Here is a 14,939-nt window from a genome sequence, read left to right as displayed (position 1 = left end):
TCGCCGTGGATACCTTGTCGCAGCCGCCCCGGTGCTTGCCCTGATGGCGCGCCCTGCTCCAACTGCGACCATGCTGGCTGCCCGTCGCAGTGACCGGGTACTCACCACCTCAGGAGATGACTCTGATGAAGCCTCGCTCTGTTTGCTCCGCTACCGTTTTTTCCCCAAGAACATTGACGCTGGCACTGGGATGCCTGCTGACCGCTGCAGGCGCTCAGGCGCAGGACAAGATTCGCATCGGCTTCATCACCGATATGTCGGGCCTCTATGCCGATGTGGACGGCAAGGGTGGTGCTCTGGCGGTGCAGATGGCCGTGGACGACTTTGGCGGCAAGCTGCTGGGCAAGCCCATCGAAGTATTGACGGCCGACCACCAAAACAAGGCCGATATCGCGGCCAGCAAGGCACGCGAGTGGTTCGACACCCAGGGCATGAACATGCTGATCGGCGGCACCACCTCCAGTGCCGGCCTGGCCATGGGCAAGGTGGCCGACGAGAAGAAAAAGGTCTACATCATCAACGGCGCGGGCACTTCGGCACTGACCAACGATCAGTGCAGTCCCTATTTCGTGCACTATGCCTATGACACCGTGGCGCTGGCCAAGGGCACGGGCAAGGCAGTGGTGGAGCTGGGCGGCAAGAGCTGGTTCTTTCTGACGGCCGACTATGCCTTTGGCCAGGCGCTGGAGGCCGACACCACCCGCGTGGTCAATGCCGCTGGCGGCAAGGTGCTGGGCAACGTCAGGCACCCGCTGAACACAGCCGACTTCTCTTCCTTCCTGCTGCAGGCCCAGAACTCCAAGGCCCAGATTCTGGGCCTGGCCAATGCAGGCGGCGACACCATCAATGCCATCAAGTCGGCACGCGAGTTCGGCCTGACCAAGACCATGAAGCTGGCCGGCCTGCTGCTGTTCAGCTCCGACATCCACAGCCTGGGCCTCAAAGCCACGGAAGGCCTGATGTTCACCGACAGCTGGCATTGGGACCTGAATCCCGAAAGCCGCAAGTTCTCGGATCGCTTCTTTGCCAAGTTCAAGAAGATGCCCACCTCGCTGCAGGCAGCCAACTACTCGGCCGCCATGCAGTATCTGAAGCTGGCCGAGAAGCTGGGCACGACGGACGCCGACAAGATCATGGCCGGCTTCAAGGCCACGCCGCTATCGGACTTCTATGCCAAGGGCGTGATCCGCCCCGACGGCCGCTACGCTCACGACATGTATCTGCTGCAGGTCAAGACGCCGGCCGAATCGAAGAAGGCCTGGGATTACTTCAAGGTGCTCAAGACCCTGCCCGGCGACCAGGTCTTCACCACCAAGGAAGAGAGCAAGTGCGCTCTGTGGAAGTAGCCGGTCGACATTGAAGAAGCAGCCGGGCTGCCTGCATGGCACCCGGCTTGATGCCTTGCGCTTCGTCCTCGCCTTCTTGCCACGCAAGAAGAAGCGTCAAGCGACTACCCGCACCGGCATCAAGACAAGGCTCATTCGAACCCGCGCATCTCGCACCATTCCCCGGGCTCTGCCCTGGTGGAGCGCCACTGGTTGATGGGTGCCGCGCTGTCCTCATAGCCCAGAGCCATGCCAAAAGCGATCTGGTAGCCCTGCGGCAGCGCCAGATGCCGGCTCACAAAATCGCTGTAATTGCGCCAGAAGCCCTGGGCGCAGGTGGCCAGTCCCTTTCCGGTCGCCAGCAGCATCAGCGATTGCAGATAGATGCCCAGATCCACCCACTGCGCATGCAGCATGCGGCTCTCGACCGCGACGAATACGCCTACAGGTGCGCCAAACATGTGAGTGTTCCGGGCTAACTGCAGCAACCGCCCACTCCTGTCCTCACGCCCCATGCCTATGGAACGATAGAGATCCTCGCCATTGTCAAAGCGGCGGCTGCGATAGGGCTCCCACAGCTGAGGTGGATAGACCAGGGCCGGATCAGAGTTGGGGGTCGCCGCAGGCATGGCCTGGCGCAAGGCCTGAAGGCTGTCCCCCGTCAGCGCTATCACGCGCCAGGGCTGGAGGTTGCCGCCGGAAGCCGCTAGTCCGGCCTGCGCCAGCAAATCCCTGACCAGCGCCGCATCCACCCTTCTTGGCAAAAAAGCACGCACCGAATGGCGCTGCTGCATGGCCTGTTCCACATTCATCATTGCTCGCCTCGGGTTTGAGTTGGCAAGCAGTCTCGGCCGGACAGGCAGGGCTTTCGCCCCTCAAATCGACTACGGGCAAGCACCATGAAAAAAGCCAACGACAGGCGTTGGCTTTCACTGGCAGAGCAGAAGCATCAAGCGATCCATGGACAAGCGCTTGGGGTTTACTTGCCCAGAATCTGATCGATCTTGTCCTTCTGGAATGCCTCGGGTCGTTCGGACTCGCAGGGCACACAGTCCTTGACATGGCCTTGAATCGAGAGCTTCTCAATGGCGGCCCACAGCAGTGCAATCTGCTTTTCATGGCCGGCAGCGCCTTCGGACAGAGAGCGCATGGCCTGGGCCACGGGATCGACTTCGGCCGTTACGCCATAGGCGGTGAAGCCGCTCTTGCCGCAATCCTCGTCAATCACGACAGCCGTTTGCGCCTTGGCCTCGACCTTGGGTGCCGACTCATGCTCGGTCACATCGGCGCTATGCCCGGTCTTGCTGGGAATGATGCGCGCCGGAATGCCCACGGCAGTCGCACCTGCAGGCACGGGCTTGATGACCACGGCATTGCTGCCTATCTTGGCACCATCGCCTACCTCGAAGCCGCCCAGCACCTTGGCGCCGGCACTGACCACCACGTTCTTGCCCAGCGTAGGGTGGCGCTTGGCGCCCTTGTAGAGCGAGGTACCGCCCAAGGTGACACCGTGATAGATGGTGCAGCCATCGCCCACCACGGCGGTTTCGCCGATCACGACACCCATGCCGTGATCGATGAAGACCTCGCGGCCAATGACGGCACCGGGGTGGATTTCAATGCCGGTGAACCAGCGCCCCATGTGCGAGATGAAGCGCCCCAGCCATTTGAAGCCATGCGTCCAGCACCAGTGCGCAGGGCGCTGCAGCCAGATGGCGTGCAGCCCCGGATAACAGGTGATGACCTCCCAGGTGCTGCGGGCCGCGGGGTCGCGGTCAAGAATGCACTGGATGTCGGAGCGCAGGCGATCAAGCATCAAATAACAACGTGAGGAATGTTTAGCTTGTGAAGTCTAGCGGGTTGGTGGCTGGCTCTGCAGCATGGCTTTGGCAACACCGCGAAGAATATGGATTTCTTCCTGGGTCAGCTGCGCGCGGTTGAAAAGCTGGTTAAGCCTGGGCATGAGCTTCTTGGGCGCTGCCGGGTCCAGAAAGCCGATATGGGCCAGGGCCTGTTCCCAGTGGCCCAGCATGCCCTGCACCTGGGCCATGTCGGCGCGATGCGCCTCGGGCGTGTGCTCCACCACGGGAAAACCACCCAGTGCCACGCGCCAGTCATAGGCAACGACCTGAATGGCCGAGCCCAGATTGAGCGAGCCGAACTGCGGATTGGACGGAATCGACAGCGCCACATCGCAGCGGTAGACATCGTCGTTGCTCATGCCAAAGCGCTCGCAACCGAACAGAAAGGCCACGCCCTTCTGGTTGCAGGCCGCACCGGATGTGGGCAGGTTATCGGTCAGACCTGCGTCCACTTCAGACACAGAGCGCGTATCGAGCTCTCCTTTCAGGAGCAACTCGAAATGCTCGCGCGGAGTGCGTGTAGGCGGGCCGAAGTCGCGTGGCGTCATTGCCGTCGCGCACATATGGCTGATGCCGTCCAGGGCTTCCTCCAGGGTGTCGACCACGCGGGCCTTGTCCAGCACATCCAGTGCGCCGCTGGCACGCTGAATGGTTTCTTCCTTGCGCAGCACGTTCTTGTAGCGTGGGCGCACCAGCACCAGGTCGTCGAAGCCCATGGTCTTGAGCGCTCGGGCAGCCGCGCCCACATTGCCGGCATGGCTGGTTTCAATCAGTACGAATCGGGTTTTCATCAACGCAGAACAATGCAAAAGGCCCCACTTGTGGCCTTGATATGACAGCAGACTACGCGGCCAGCTCTCTCTGGCATCCGCAAGCGCCGCAGAGAAGACCCTCGGGTCGCCGGGACGAACAAGCAAAAAAAGCGCAGCCTGGGTAGAATTGCACCCATTGTCGCCGCCCCGCATCGCCGGTCGCGGCTTTTACGTTCTTACCCGCGTAGTTCAGCCCAGTTTTGCTCCGGGCTGCATCGCCAACGCACTCACAATTTATGTCGAACTCCCTGCACCCCATGCTCAACGTGGCCATCAAGGCTGCTCGCGCCGCTGGCGCCCTCATCAACCGTGCCGCACTGGATGTGGAATCGGTGCGCGTTGCGCAAAAGCAGGTGAACGACTTTGTGACCGAGGTAGACCAGGCGGCCGAGCGCATCATCATTGAGACGCTGCTCAACGCCTACCCCCAGCATTCCATCCTGGCCGAAGAATCGGGCAGCGAGCATGGTGCCAAGAACTCCGACCATGTCTGGATCATCGATCCCCTGGACGGCACCACCAACTTCATCCACGGCTTCCCCGTGTACTGCGTGAGCATCGCCCTTGCCTACAAGGGCAAGATCGAGCACGCCGTGATCTATGACCCCAGCCGCAACGACCTGTTCACGGCAACCAAGGGTCGCGGAGCCTATCTGAACGAGCGCCGCATCCGCGTCTCCAAGCGCACCCAGCTGCGTGATTGCCTGATCTCCACGGGCTTCCCCTTCCGCCGTGGCGACAACTTCAAGCAATACATGCTGATGCTGGGCGAAGTCATGCAGCGCACCGCCGGCGTGCGTCGCCCCGGCTCCGCCGCCCTGGACCTGGCCTATGTGGCTGCCGGCTTTGCCGACGGCTTCTTTGAGTCCGGCCTGTCCATCTGGGACGTGGCTGCCGGTTCTCTGCTGGTCAGCGAAGCCGGTGGTCTGGTGGGCAACTTCACGGGTGAAGCCGACTTCCTGGAACAACGCGAAATCCTGGCCGCCAACCCACGCATCTATGGTTCGCTGATTCCCGTGCTGGGCAAGTTCAGCAAGTTCGCCACCGCTGGCGAAAAAGCGGCCGTGCGTCAGGCTGTCAAGACTGGCGAATTCGAAGCCCCCGCCGAAGAAGGTGCAGAGGCAGTGGCCGAAGAAGGTCAGAAGAACGCAGAATAAAAAAGGCGGTCGCCCCACGACTGCGGAAAGGGCCTGGTCCGGTGGACCGGGCCCTTTTTTTATTTCACGATGACTCCAGCACCGAACTTTGCTGGACTGCGCTAGAACCCGATACAGAAGGTTTATCAATAACTTACGCGCGTCCATCATATGCCGGTGCTTTCTGAAACCTGACCCGGCTTCCGCTCTCATGGCTCCCATGTGGCTCTTGGAAACGGGTCTTTCCGAGGAGTCATCATGGCCAAGATCAAGCTCACCAAGACCGCCGTGGAGGCGGCGCAACCCCAGCCGCAGGCCGTCGAACTACGGGATACCGTGGTGCCTGGCTTCCTGTGCAAGATTACCCCGGCGGGCCGCCGCGTGTTCATGCTCCAGTACCGCACGAACGCGGGCGAGCGACGCAAGCCCGCCCTGGGCCTGTTCGGGGAACTGACCGTTGAACAGGCCCGCGTCATGGCTCAGGACTGGTTGGCCGAGGTTCGCCGGGGCGGCGATCCTGGCGGCGCCAAGGCCGATGCGCGCAAGGCGCCCACCGTCACGGAGCTGTGCAAAAAGTTCATGGAGGAATACTCCAAGAAGCGCAACAAGCCCAGCACGCAGGAGGGCTATCAGGGCGTCATCGACCGCTGCATCATTCCACTGTTGGGCCGCAAGAAGGTGCAGGACGTGAAGCGGCCCGACATTGCCGGCCTGATGCAAAAGCTGGCCTACAAGCCGACCGAAGCGAACAAGGCTTTCGGCGTGTTGCGCAAGATGTTCAACCTGGCCGAAGTGTGGGGCTACCGTCCCGACGGCACGAACCCGTGCCGTCACGTCCCGATGTACCCACCTGGGAAGGAAACCCGGCTCATCATTGATGACGAACTGGCGTTGATCTTCCGCCACCTGGACAAGCTGGAAGCGGAAGGTCTGGAGAACTACGTCATCCCCTTGGCAATCCGCCTGCAATTCGAGTTCGCCGCGCGTCGCTCCGAAATCTGTCCGCTCGAATGGAGCTGGCTGGACTTCGAGAACCGGCGAGTGGTGTGGCCCGACAGCAAGACGGGCGGCATGTCCAAGCCCATGAGCGCGGAAGCCTATCGGCTGCTCTCGACGGCGCCACGTCGGGAAGGCTGCCCGTATGTCCTGCCATCGCCCAACGACCCGGACAAGCACCTGACCTTTGGCGAGCACTATGGCGGATGGTGCCGGGCGCTTAAGGCCGCCGGCGTGCCGCACGTCGGCACGCACGGCATCCGCCATCGTTCGACGACCGACATTGCCAATTCGGGCGTGCCGACCAAGGTAGGCATGAAGCTGACCGGGCACAAGACCGTGGCGATGTTCATGCACTACGTCCACACCGAGGACAAGCCGGTACGCGAGGCGGCCGAGCTGGTGGCGAGCCGTCGTCAGGCGATCACGGGTGCGCGGCAGGCCGAGGGAGTAGCAGCATGAACCGGCGCAAAGTATCCGTGGCGTCCTCCGCAGCGCCTTCGGCGCTGCTGGGCGACATTCGGGCATTGATTGAGGCGGCGCGGCAGCGCGCCGTCTTGGCGGTCAATGCCGAACTGACCCTGCTGTTCTGGCGTATCGGCCAGCGCATCCATACGGAGGTGCTGGCCGGCCAGCGGGCCGGGTACGGCGAGGAAATCCTGCCGACCCTGGCGGCGCAGCTTGTGCGCGACTACGGGCGCAGCTTCGCGGACAAGAACCTGCGCCGCATGGTGCAGTTCGCCGCCACCTACCCGGACGAGCCAATTGTCGTGACGCTGTCACGACAATTGAGCTGGTCGCATTTCCTGGCGCTGCTGCCGCTGAAAGACCCGCTCCAACGGCAATACTACGTGCAGATGGCGAGCGCCGAACGCTGGAGCGTGCGGACGCTGCGCGAGCGCATCGACTCGATGCTGTACGAGCGCACGGCGCTGTCGCAGAAGCCGGGCGAGACGATCGCGCAGGAGCTGGCGACGATGCGCGATGCGCAGCGCATGACGCCGGCGCTGGTCATGCGCGATCCCTACATTCTCGACTTTCTCGGGCTGCGTGACACCTGGCAGGAAAGCGACTTGGAAGCGGCCATCATCCGCGAAATGGAATCCTTCCTGCTGGAGCTGGGGGCCGGTTTCTCCTTCGTCGCCCGGCAAAAGCGCATCCCGATTGACGACGAGGATTTCCACCTCGACCTGCTGTTCTACAACCGCAAGTTGCGGCGGCTGGTGGCGGTGGAGTTGAAGGTCGGCGAGTTCAAGGCGGCCTACAAGGGGCAGATGGAGCTTTACCTTCGCTGGCTGGACAAGCACGAACGCGAGCCGGAGGAAGCCTCGCCGCTGGGCATCATCCTTTGCACCGGCAAGAAGCGCGAGCAGATCGAATTGCTGGAGCTGGACAAGTCAGGCATCCACGTCGCCGAGTACCTGACTGCCTTGCCGCCGAGGGGCGTGCTGGTGGAACGGCTGCAACAGGCAGCAGAGCGGGCGCAGTTGCAGATCGAGCAGCGCAAGACGGACACCGAGTAGTCCTGTCCCAAGCAGTCGGGCATCCCGGCGTTCCGCCGTCGCGCTGTCGTGCTGCGCATCGAGCCTCGCTGCGCGAGTCTCGCCCCTTGCGGGCTTCCATCGTTCCCTCGCTTTGCTCGGCTGACGCCTTCGGCCCTGACGGGCCTGCGCGCTCCGCTTGCCCCAAAAGCCGAGGGTGTGCAGTGGGCGGGGTGTAGGCGGTCTTGCTGTTCCCTTCACCGTATCACGGCGTTCTCGCCGTCAAGGGCGGCGCGCGCTGTTGCGCGCTTGCGTCCTGGCGGCCGTCTGCGACCCCTGACTGCTTGCGCTGCGCCGTGCTGGACACGGTTCCGGGCAATTCCGCCCGAGCAACCGGAGCACGATCATGTCGCAACTGTCCTTTTCCTCGTTCGATGCCGCGCTGATGGTGCGCGACTCCCAAGGTCATTACCTGCCGGCGACGGCCGACCAGATTCTGGAGGCCGCGCGCCAGGCCATCGAGCACAAGATGCAGCGCGGTGCCTCATTCAGTTCACCGTCGGAAGTCAAGGAGTACCTGCGCGCCAAACTGGCCGGCTTCGAGCATGAGGTGTTCGCGGTGCTGTTCCTCGATTCGCAGCATCGCCTTATCGAGTATGCCGAGATGTTCCACGGCACCATCGACAGCGCATCGGTGTATCCGCGCGAAGTGGTGAAGGAAGCGCTGCGGCTCAACGCGGCAGCGGTCATCGTTTCGCACAACCACCCGAGCGGCAATCCAGAGCCAAGTGCGGCCGACAGGGCATTGACGTTGCAACTCAAGAGCGCGCTGGCGCTGGTGGACGTTCGCACGTTGGATCACATCATCGTGGCGGGCAGCCTCACTACGTCCTTCGCCGAACGTGGCTTGATCTGACCGAGGGGGCTTCGGCCCCCTTTTTGCTGCGCCTGCTGGCGCAACTCCGGCCCTCGCGGGCCTGCGCGTGCTACGCACTTGCCCCAAAGCCGGAGGTGCGTGGAGGTTGTGAGGGAGGCGGTCTTGCTGTTCCCCTCATCGTGCCACGGCGTTCTCGCCGTCAAGGGCTGCGCGCCAATGGCGCTTGCGTCCTGGCGGCCGTCTACGACCCCTGACTGCTTGCGCTGCGCCGTGCCCCGGAAGGGTCGGGCAATTCCGCCCGGCAACCTTTCAGGAGTTCACCATGAACAACGTACTTATCACTGCCGAGCAGCGCGTCGTGCTGCTGGCCAACGGCAGCACATCGCTGGAGAACCCGGACTTCGACCCAGCCCCGGTGGTCAAGCTGTTCACGCCGGACGGCGGCGCGACCTGGCTGCTGACCGAGATTGACCCCGACGACCATGACCACGCTTTCGGTCTTTGTGACCTGGGGCTGGGGATGCCGGAACTCGGCTGGGTCAGCTTGAACGAGCTGGCGAGCGTGCGCGGCGGGCTGGGCCTGCCGATCGAGCGCGACCTGTCTTTCCGTGGCGAAAAGCGGTTGAGCGCCTACGTGCGCGATGCGCGGCTGGCGGGGCGGATCGTCGTCTGACCTCGCCCTTGGAGCGCCTCAAGGCGCTCCTTGCGCTTTCTCGATCATTTCAGGAGATCAATGCCATGAGCAGCCATCACGACTACATCATCGAAATCACGGCGCAGCACGATGCGCTCAAGCCCTTCGCGCCGGAGAACGGCCAGCCGCTGCGCTTCAAGATCGGCGACGCGGTGATCTACACCAACCAGTTCGGCGTGCAGTTCCGTCGCCGCGTCACCGGTTTCTACCAGCCCAGCGGGCTTTGTGGTCACTATGCGCGCGGAGCGCGCTATCTGCTGAACTCGACTTCGCCGTGGGTGCCGGTTGCGCAATCCAGCCTGCGTCCTGACGACTCGGCCTGATGCCTTCGCGCCCCTTGCGGCGCGCTACGCGCTTCGCTTGCCTCCAGGGGAAAGCCCTGCGGGCTATCCCCGCCGCGCAGACTTGGCGCCCCTGAACATCGCCGACCCGGCTGCGCCGGATCGGCCAGACAGCATCCACAGCAGATCCACGATGCCCTGCGCGTGCTCGTCCTGACCCTGTTGTCCATTCGGTTTTGAAGTCTGGGCGTCCCCGGCCACCTGGGAGATGGCCGGTCGCGCTGTCGTGCTGCGCATCGAGCCGCCTGCGGCGTCTCGCCCCTGTCGGGCTTCCATCGTTCCCTCGCTCCGCTCGGCTGACGCCTCCGGCCCAGCTTCCAGCTTCGGGCCTGCGCGCTTGCGCTTGCCGTGCGGTCGGCGTGGAAGGTGCCCGTTGCCATGTCCAGCCGTCTTCCCTGACTCCATCACCTTGTCCGCGACTGTAGCCCGCTCCCGTGTGCCATCAAGGCGCGCAGGGCCGTGTCCTCGGCTTCGCCTGCGGGCCGCACCAACCCTGCGCTTTTTTCCTTGACGGCCCCCGTCCGCGCGCTCCTGACCGTCGCGGGCGATGAACTCAGGAAAGACGGTGGCAACAGGGCCAACCGGGTTCCTCGTGCCGACCGCACCGAACAGCCGAAAGGCTGGGCTCCGAATCTAGGAATCCGGTGTGCGCTTTCTTCAACAGCCAAGTCAGGAGAACGACATGCTTGCAACCCGTTTCGCTTCCCATTCCCCCGCACTGCGCAGCGACTACCCGCTGTCCGATGACCAGATTCACCGTGTAGCGCCGTCCATCTTTGCGGATGCCCCGTATGAAAGTCGTTCGCAGCGATACGCCTATATCCCTACGGCGGCGGTTTTGACCGAGCTTCGCAAAGAAGGGTTTCAGCCTTTCATGGTGACGCAAACCCGCGTGCGCGATGAAGGCAAGCGCGAGCACACGAAACACATGCTGCGCCTGCGCCACGCCAGCCAGATCAACGGCGCGGAAGCCAATGAAATCATCCTGCTGAACTCGCACGATGGCACCAGCAGCTATCAGATGCTGGCGGGCCAGTTCCGATTTGTTTGCAGCAATGGCCTTGTGTGCGGCGACACCGTGGCCGATGTGCGCGTCCCCCATAAAGGCGACGTGGCGGGCCAAGTCATCGAAGGCGCTTTCGAGGTGCTGCGCGGTTTCGACCTTGTGCGCGATTCCCGCGACGCCATGCGCGCTATCACGCTCGATGAAGGCGAAGCCGAAGTGTTCGCCCGCGCCGCGCTGACCCTCAAGTACGACGACCCGAACAAGCCCGCGCCCATCACCGAAAGCCAGATTCTGATGCCGCGCCGGTTTGAAGACCGCCGCCCCGACTTGTGGAGCGTGTTCAACCGCACCCAAGAGAACCTGACCAAAGGCGGATTGCATGGTCGCAGCGCCAACGGACGCCGCCAGCAGACCCGTCCGATACAGGGCATTGATTCCGATGTGCGCCTCAATCGCGCCTTGTGGATGCTGGCCGATGGCCTGCGCCAGTTGAAAGCCTGACCCGTCCCCCGCAGGAGGGGCGGTTTCCCCTCCATTCCTTGTTTCACTCGATTGGAGAACCACCATGAACGCCATCACCACCACCGAAGCCCGCGCCGTCAATGCCGCCGCCGCTATCCCGCTGGAAGCCGCCGACCCGACCAAGAACCTGATTCTGGTTCCGCTGTCGCGGCTGGTGCTGCGCCCCACGGGCCGCAACGTGCGCAAGACCCCGCGCATGTCCATCCCCGAACTGGCTGCAAGCATCCAGCGCGTGGGCCTGCTGCAAAACCTGATCGTGATCGCATCCGCCGATGGCGAGCATTACGAGGTGGTCGCCGGTGGTCGTCGCCTTGCTGCGCTGAAGCTGCTGGCGAAAAAGCACCGCATCGCCAAGGATTGGGAGGTGCCTTGCTTGCAAGTGGCCGATGGCACGGCCCGCACTGCCAGTCTCACCGAGAACGTGCAGCGTGAAGCCATGCACCCGGCAGACCAGTTTGAAGCCTTCGCCGCGCTGGTGGCCGAAGGCCGACCCATCGAGGACATCGCAGCGGATTTTTCCGTCACGCCGCTGGTGGTGCAGCGCCGCTTGAAGCTTGCGAACGTCTCGCCGCGCCTCATGGCCGACTACCGCGCCGATGCCGTGAGCCTTGACCAGTTGATGGCCCTTGCCATCACCGATGACCACACCGCGCAGGAAGCCGCCTTCTACGATGCGCCAACGTGGCAGCGCCAGCCGTCCGCGCTGCGCGACCGCCTCACCGAAAGGGAAATCGACGCCTACCGGCATCCGCTGGTGCGGTTCGTCGGGCTGGAAACCTACGAGGCCGCAGGCGGTGGCGTGCGCCGTGACCTGTTCGCGGAAGGTGACGCGGGCGTGTATCTGACCGATGCCGCGCTGCTGGACAGGCTGGCGCAAGACCGGCTGGCGGGCATCGCCGCCGAGGTGAAGGCCGAAGGCTGGGCATGGGTGGATGCCACGCCGGGCGTGACCCATGCCGACCTGCACGCTTTCCAGCGTGCGCCGAGGGAGCGGCGCGAACCGACCAAGCGCGAAGCGCAGCGCATCGAAAAGCTGCAAGCCAAGGTGCAGGCCATTGGCGAAGCCCTCGATGGTGCGCTGGAAGCCGAGGACGAGGACAAGGCCGACGCGCTGCAAGAGGAAGGCGAAGCCGTGGGCGAGCAGTTGCAGGCGTTGGAAGATGGTTTGCAGGACTACAGCCCGACCGTGAAGGCCGCAGCCGGTGCCATCGTCACCATCGACCGCAACGGGCAGGCCGTGATCCATCACGGCCTGATGCGCGAAGCCGAGGCCAAGGCCCTGCGCACGCTGGAACGCCTGCGCCAAGGTTTCAGCGGTGAGGATGCCGAGAACGGCGACGAAGGCGAGGACGACGACCAGCCCAAGACCGCCGCCATGTCCGACCGACTGGCGCAGCGGTTGAGTGCCCACCGCACCGCCGCGCTACAAATCGAAGTGGCGCAGCATCCGCAAGTGGCGCTGGCCGCGCTGGTGCATGGCATGGTGCAGACCGTTTTGCACGGCAGCCACTACGGCCACGACCTGCCGCTGGGCGTGAGCCTGAAAGTGCAAGACCGGCTGGAAGGCATGGCACCGGACTGGCCGGAATCGCCCGCTGCCGTGGCGCTGCGCGAACTGCAACAGGTGGCGGGCGAAGCCTTGCCGCAGGACAGCGCCGAACTGTTCGCCGCGTTGCTGGCGAATTCGCAAGACGAACTGGTGCGACTGCTGGCGGTATGCGTGGCCGTCACGGTGGACGTGGTGACACCCCGCACCATGCGGCAGCAGCCGGGCGAGGAACTGGCGCAGGCCGTGGGGCTGGACATGGCCGCATGGTGGAAGCCCACCAATGAGGGTTATTTCCGGCATGTGCCGAAGGCCGCGATTCTGGAAGCCGTGGAGCAGTTCGCCCCGTCGCACGTCACCCGGCTGGCGAAGCTGAAGAAGGCCGACATTGCCAGCGAAGCGGAGCGGCTGGCCGATGGCACTGGCTGGATGCCTGCCATCTTCAAGGCCGAAGGCACGCAGGAAACCACGCCGGCGGCGCCGCAGGCCCAGGACAACGCCCCGGAGGATGCCGAGGCAATGGCGAATGAAACCGCCGTGGCGCTAGCCGCTTGACCCGCGCCGACAGCAAGCGCCCCGGTCTCGACCGGGGCGCTTGCTGGAAGGAGAACACCCCATGACACGTACCACCACCAGCCGCCCACGCATGGCGGCGATCTACGCCCCCGGCACGGTACGCGCCCGCCGCTGGCACGGCGATGGCGACGTGCGCGGCTACCGCCCGCCCTCGGGCTGGTCAGCCCGCGCCGACCTGACCGACATTCACCCCATCACGGGCCGCGCCTTGCCGCGTGCCGTATGGTGGCTCATCGAGACGAAGGAATAACCCGATCAGCACCGCGCCCATGCCGTTCCGTCCTGGGCGCGGTGAAAGCAAAATCCGGGCGCGGCAGTGGCCGCGCCCGGTGTTCAAGGCCAACTGCCGAATCAGAACGCCGCCGCCCTCGCGGTGGCTCAGGTGGCGGCGTTAAAGCAGCCGAGCATCCGCCCGGCCCACACCTGCGCGCTCCGCTTGCCTCCAGGGGAAAGCCCTGCGGGCTATCCCCGCCGCGCACAGCTTGGCGCCCCTCGATGCCGCCGAACCGGCTTCGCCGGATCGGCCCGGCCAGCGCTCCGCCACGATGGACGGGGCGCTGGCGAACACGCTGGCGTTTGCTGCGGCGGGTTGTGCAAATGCGTGCCGTCCTCAACGCTGGCGGTTCTTGCCCATCACGTCCATGAAGGACTGTTCACGGACAACCCGCCCAGCATCGCTATGGAGTTTCTATGCCACGCCACTAGACCGGCGCCGCAAGTTGCGGCGGAGGCGTTCTTGCCTGTCATCGGGTGGTTGACCTGGCCTGCGTCAGTGGGCGAGCCGGAGCAGTCTTCATGCGGGGATGCCGAGCCGGCCACATCTCCTTGCGGTGCGGTTCGGCCCAAGGCGTCCTTGTGTTGTTGTGAATCCTGGCGGTGGCGCGGCTGCGCCTCGGGCTTCATGGCTGCAACCGTCCGGCGAAAACAATTTCCCCTGCTTTGTCACTGCGTTCGGTGCATTCCTCGCGGGACAAATTCTTTTCGCCTCCCGGCTCTCCACTGCGTTTCGACCGCAAGCGGTGCAGCCAGCCCGTCCCCCGCCGGCCGGATCACAACAAGGACGCGATGGGCGCGAACCTTGTTCCACCGAACGGAGATTTCACTATGGCCAACATCGGCACCTTCACCGCAGACAAAGACGGCTTCACCGGCACGCTTCGCACCCTGACGCTCAACGTCAAGGTCAAGCTGGTGCCCAACGACAAGGGCGACAACGAGAAGGCCCCCGACTTCCGCCTGCAGGCCGCCAGCCACGACATCGGCGCAGCGTGGAAGAAGACCAGCGAGGCCGGGCGGGAGTACATCTCCGTGACCCTCGACGATCCATCGTTCCCGGCCACGGTCTACGCCCGCCTGATCGAAGGCGAAGACGGCACGCACGACTTGATCTGGTCGCGCAGCAAGCCCCAGGCGGCGTGACCGCCGCCCGCAGCGCCCCGCCACATGGCGGGGCGCTGCGCTGTTGTGTTGGTTCGTACCGAACCTGGTGGCAGGCGGTGGCCCATAGTGTGGGCTGCACTTCTATGCGGGGACGCGGTGCTTGCCGTTGCAATCAGGGCATGGCGTGTCGGCGCGACCCGCCGCCGGACTTTTACGGGCTACGCCCCGTGCCGTCTTTGCCGTCACGGCCATCCGGCTCCAATCCCTCACGCCTTCGCGCCTGCGGCGCTGCGCACTTCGCTTGCCTCGGGGTCTCCTCGTTTTCAGTGCAATAAGTGACGGTACGAAAAGCTAGCACTGGCGCGGAGGTGGTGTTGGTAGATCG

Annotated in this window: 14 protein-coding genes; 11 read left to right on the top strand and 3 right to left on the bottom strand. The window is 64.2% G+C overall.

Features of this window, described 5'->3' with window-relative positions:
• The first annotated feature begins 125 nt into the window (after positions 1 to 125).
• On the top strand, positions 126 to 1,346 hold the full coding sequence (locus JAO85_RS22225) for an ABC transporter substrate-binding protein (RefSeq protein ID WP_034363015.1): 1,221 nt from the start codon (positions 126 to 128) through the stop codon (positions 1,344 to 1,346).
• A gap of 131 nt (positions 1,347 to 1,477) precedes the next feature.
• On the opposite strand, the gene JAO85_RS22220 is transcribed toward JAO85_RS22225, so the two are convergent.
• The 3 genes from JAO85_RS22220 to JAO85_RS22210 form a co-directional block, all read right to left on the bottom strand.
• Entirely contained in the window at positions 1,478 to 2,137 is a 660-nt protein-coding gene (locus JAO85_RS22220) for a nitroreductase (RefSeq protein WP_046460931.1), read from the bottom strand.
• 167 nt (positions 2,138 to 2,304) lie between these two features.
• A complete protein-coding gene (gene cysE, locus JAO85_RS22215) occupies positions 2,305 to 3,141 on the bottom strand; it encodes a serine O-acetyltransferase (RefSeq protein WP_012839329.1) in 837 nt (278 codons plus the stop codon).
• A 36-nt stretch (positions 3,142 to 3,177) separates the two neighbouring features.
• Entirely contained in the window at positions 3,178 to 3,978 is an 801-nt protein-coding gene (locus JAO85_RS22210; RefSeq protein ID WP_003069345.1) for an RNA methyltransferase, read from the bottom strand.
• Positions 3,979 to 4,235: 257 nt separating this feature from the next.
• Here JAO85_RS22210 and JAO85_RS22205 point away from each other — a divergent pair, with 257 nt between their 5' ends.
• From JAO85_RS22205 to JAO85_RS22160, 10 genes are all read left to right on the top strand, one after another.
• A complete protein-coding gene (locus JAO85_RS22205) occupies positions 4,236 to 5,156 on the top strand; it encodes an inositol monophosphatase family protein (RefSeq protein ID WP_003069344.1) in 921 nt (306 codons plus the stop codon).
• A 237-nt stretch (positions 5,157 to 5,393) separates the two neighbouring features.
• Complete coding sequence (locus tag JAO85_RS22200; protein ID WP_019726269.1) at positions 5,394 to 6,593, top strand: site-specific integrase; 1,200 nt, start codon at positions 5,394 to 5,396, stop codon at positions 6,591 to 6,593.
• Positions 6,590 to 7,654: a YhcG family protein gene (locus tag JAO85_RS22195; protein ID WP_019726270.1), complete on the top strand. Its 1,065-nt coding sequence runs from the start codon at positions 6,590 to 6,592 to the stop codon at positions 7,652 to 7,654. Before JAO85_RS22200 ends, JAO85_RS22195 begins: the two co-directional genes overlap by 4 nt.
• Before the next feature lie 364 nt (positions 7,655 to 8,018).
• Positions 8,019 to 8,528 carry a DNA repair protein RadC gene (gene radC / locus JAO85_RS22190; protein WP_019726271.1) on the top strand — a complete coding sequence of 170 codons (510 nt, stop codon included), beginning with the start codon at positions 8,019 to 8,021 and terminating at the stop codon, positions 8,526 to 8,528.
• Positions 8,529 to 8,811: 283 nt separating this feature from the next.
• The gene (locus JAO85_RS22185) at positions 8,812 to 9,162 is read left to right on the top strand and encodes a DUF2958 domain-containing protein (RefSeq protein WP_019726272.1); all 351 of its coding nucleotides are present in this window, start codon (positions 8,812 to 8,814) and stop codon (positions 9,160 to 9,162) included.
• Between the two features lie 65 nt (positions 9,163 to 9,227).
• The gene (locus JAO85_RS22180) at positions 9,228 to 9,506 is read left to right on the top strand and encodes a hypothetical protein (RefSeq protein ID WP_019726273.1); all 279 of its coding nucleotides are present in this window, start codon (positions 9,228 to 9,230) and stop codon (positions 9,504 to 9,506) included.
• A 700-nt stretch (positions 9,507 to 10,206) separates the two neighbouring features.
• Positions 10,207 to 11,031, top strand: coding sequence for a DUF932 domain-containing protein (locus JAO85_RS22175; RefSeq protein ID WP_068584010.1), 825 nt, complete (start codon positions 10,207 to 10,209; stop codon positions 11,029 to 11,031).
• A gap of 64 nt (positions 11,032 to 11,095) precedes the next feature.
• A complete protein-coding gene (locus tag JAO85_RS22170; protein ID WP_019726276.1) occupies positions 11,096 to 13,153 on the top strand; it encodes a ParB/RepB/Spo0J family partition protein in 2,058 nt (685 codons plus the stop codon).
• A gap of 61 nt (positions 13,154 to 13,214) precedes the next feature.
• Complete coding sequence (locus tag JAO85_RS22165; protein WP_019726277.1) at positions 13,215 to 13,424, top strand: hypothetical protein; 210 nt, start codon at positions 13,215 to 13,217, stop codon at positions 13,422 to 13,424.
• Positions 13,425 to 14,278: 854 nt separating this feature from the next.
• Positions 14,279 to 14,593, top strand: a complete 315-nt coding sequence (locus JAO85_RS22160; RefSeq protein ID WP_019726278.1) for a DUF736 domain-containing protein — start codon at positions 14,279 to 14,281, stop codon at positions 14,591 to 14,593.
• Positions 14,594 to 14,939 lie beyond the last annotated feature (346 nt).

The sequence above is a fragment of the Comamonas sp. NyZ500 genome (assembly GCF_016772095.1).
Classification (GTDB): Bacteria; Pseudomonadota; Gammaproteobacteria; order Burkholderiales; family Burkholderiaceae_C; genus Comamonas; species Comamonas thiooxydans.
This window is presented reverse-complemented; position numbering and strand designations above follow the sequence as displayed.

Bases quoted from the DNA above. Each gene is read 5' to 3' on its own strand.
- JAO85_RS22180 (WP_019726273.1), top strand. From the start codon at position 9,228: ATGAGCAGCCATCACGACTACATCATCGAAATCACGGCGCAGCACGAT.
- JAO85_RS22220 (WP_046460931.1), bottom strand. From the start codon at position 2,137: ATGAATGTGGAACAGGCCATGCAGCAGCGCCATTCGGTGCGTGCTTTT.
- JAO85_RS22205 (WP_003069344.1), top strand. From the start codon at position 4,236: ATGTCGAACTCCCTGCACCCCATGCTCAACGTGGCCATCAAGGCTGCT.
- JAO85_RS22175 (WP_068584010.1), top strand. From the start codon at position 10,207: ATGCTTGCAACCCGTTTCGCTTCCCATTCCCCCGCACTGCGCAGCGAC.
- JAO85_RS22210 (WP_003069345.1), bottom strand. From the start codon at position 3,978: ATGAAAACCCGATTCGTACTGATTGAAACCAGCCATGCCGGCAATGTG.
- JAO85_RS22185 (WP_019726272.1), top strand. From the start codon at position 8,812: ATGAACAACGTACTTATCACTGCCGAGCAGCGCGTCGTGCTGCTGGCC.
- cysE (WP_012839329.1), bottom strand. From the start codon at position 3,141: ATGCTTGATCGCCTGCGCTCCGACATCCAGTGCATTCTTGACCGCGAC.
- JAO85_RS22165 (WP_019726277.1), top strand. From the start codon at position 13,215: ATGACACGTACCACCACCAGCCGCCCACGCATGGCGGCGATCTACGCC.
- JAO85_RS22225 (WP_034363015.1), top strand. From the start codon at position 126: ATGAAGCCTCGCTCTGTTTGCTCCGCTACCGTTTTTTCCCCAAGAACA.
- JAO85_RS22160 (WP_019726278.1), top strand. From the start codon at position 14,279: ATGGCCAACATCGGCACCTTCACCGCAGACAAAGACGGCTTCACCGGC.
- JAO85_RS22195 (WP_019726270.1), top strand. From the start codon at position 6,590: ATGAACCGGCGCAAAGTATCCGTGGCGTCCTCCGCAGCGCCTTCGGCG.
- JAO85_RS22200 (WP_019726269.1), top strand. From the start codon at position 5,394: ATGGCCAAGATCAAGCTCACCAAGACCGCCGTGGAGGCGGCGCAACCC.
- JAO85_RS22170 (WP_019726276.1), top strand. From the start codon at position 11,096: ATGAACGCCATCACCACCACCGAAGCCCGCGCCGTCAATGCCGCCGCC.
- radC (WP_019726271.1), top strand. From the start codon at position 8,019: ATGTCGCAACTGTCCTTTTCCTCGTTCGATGCCGCGCTGATGGTGCGC.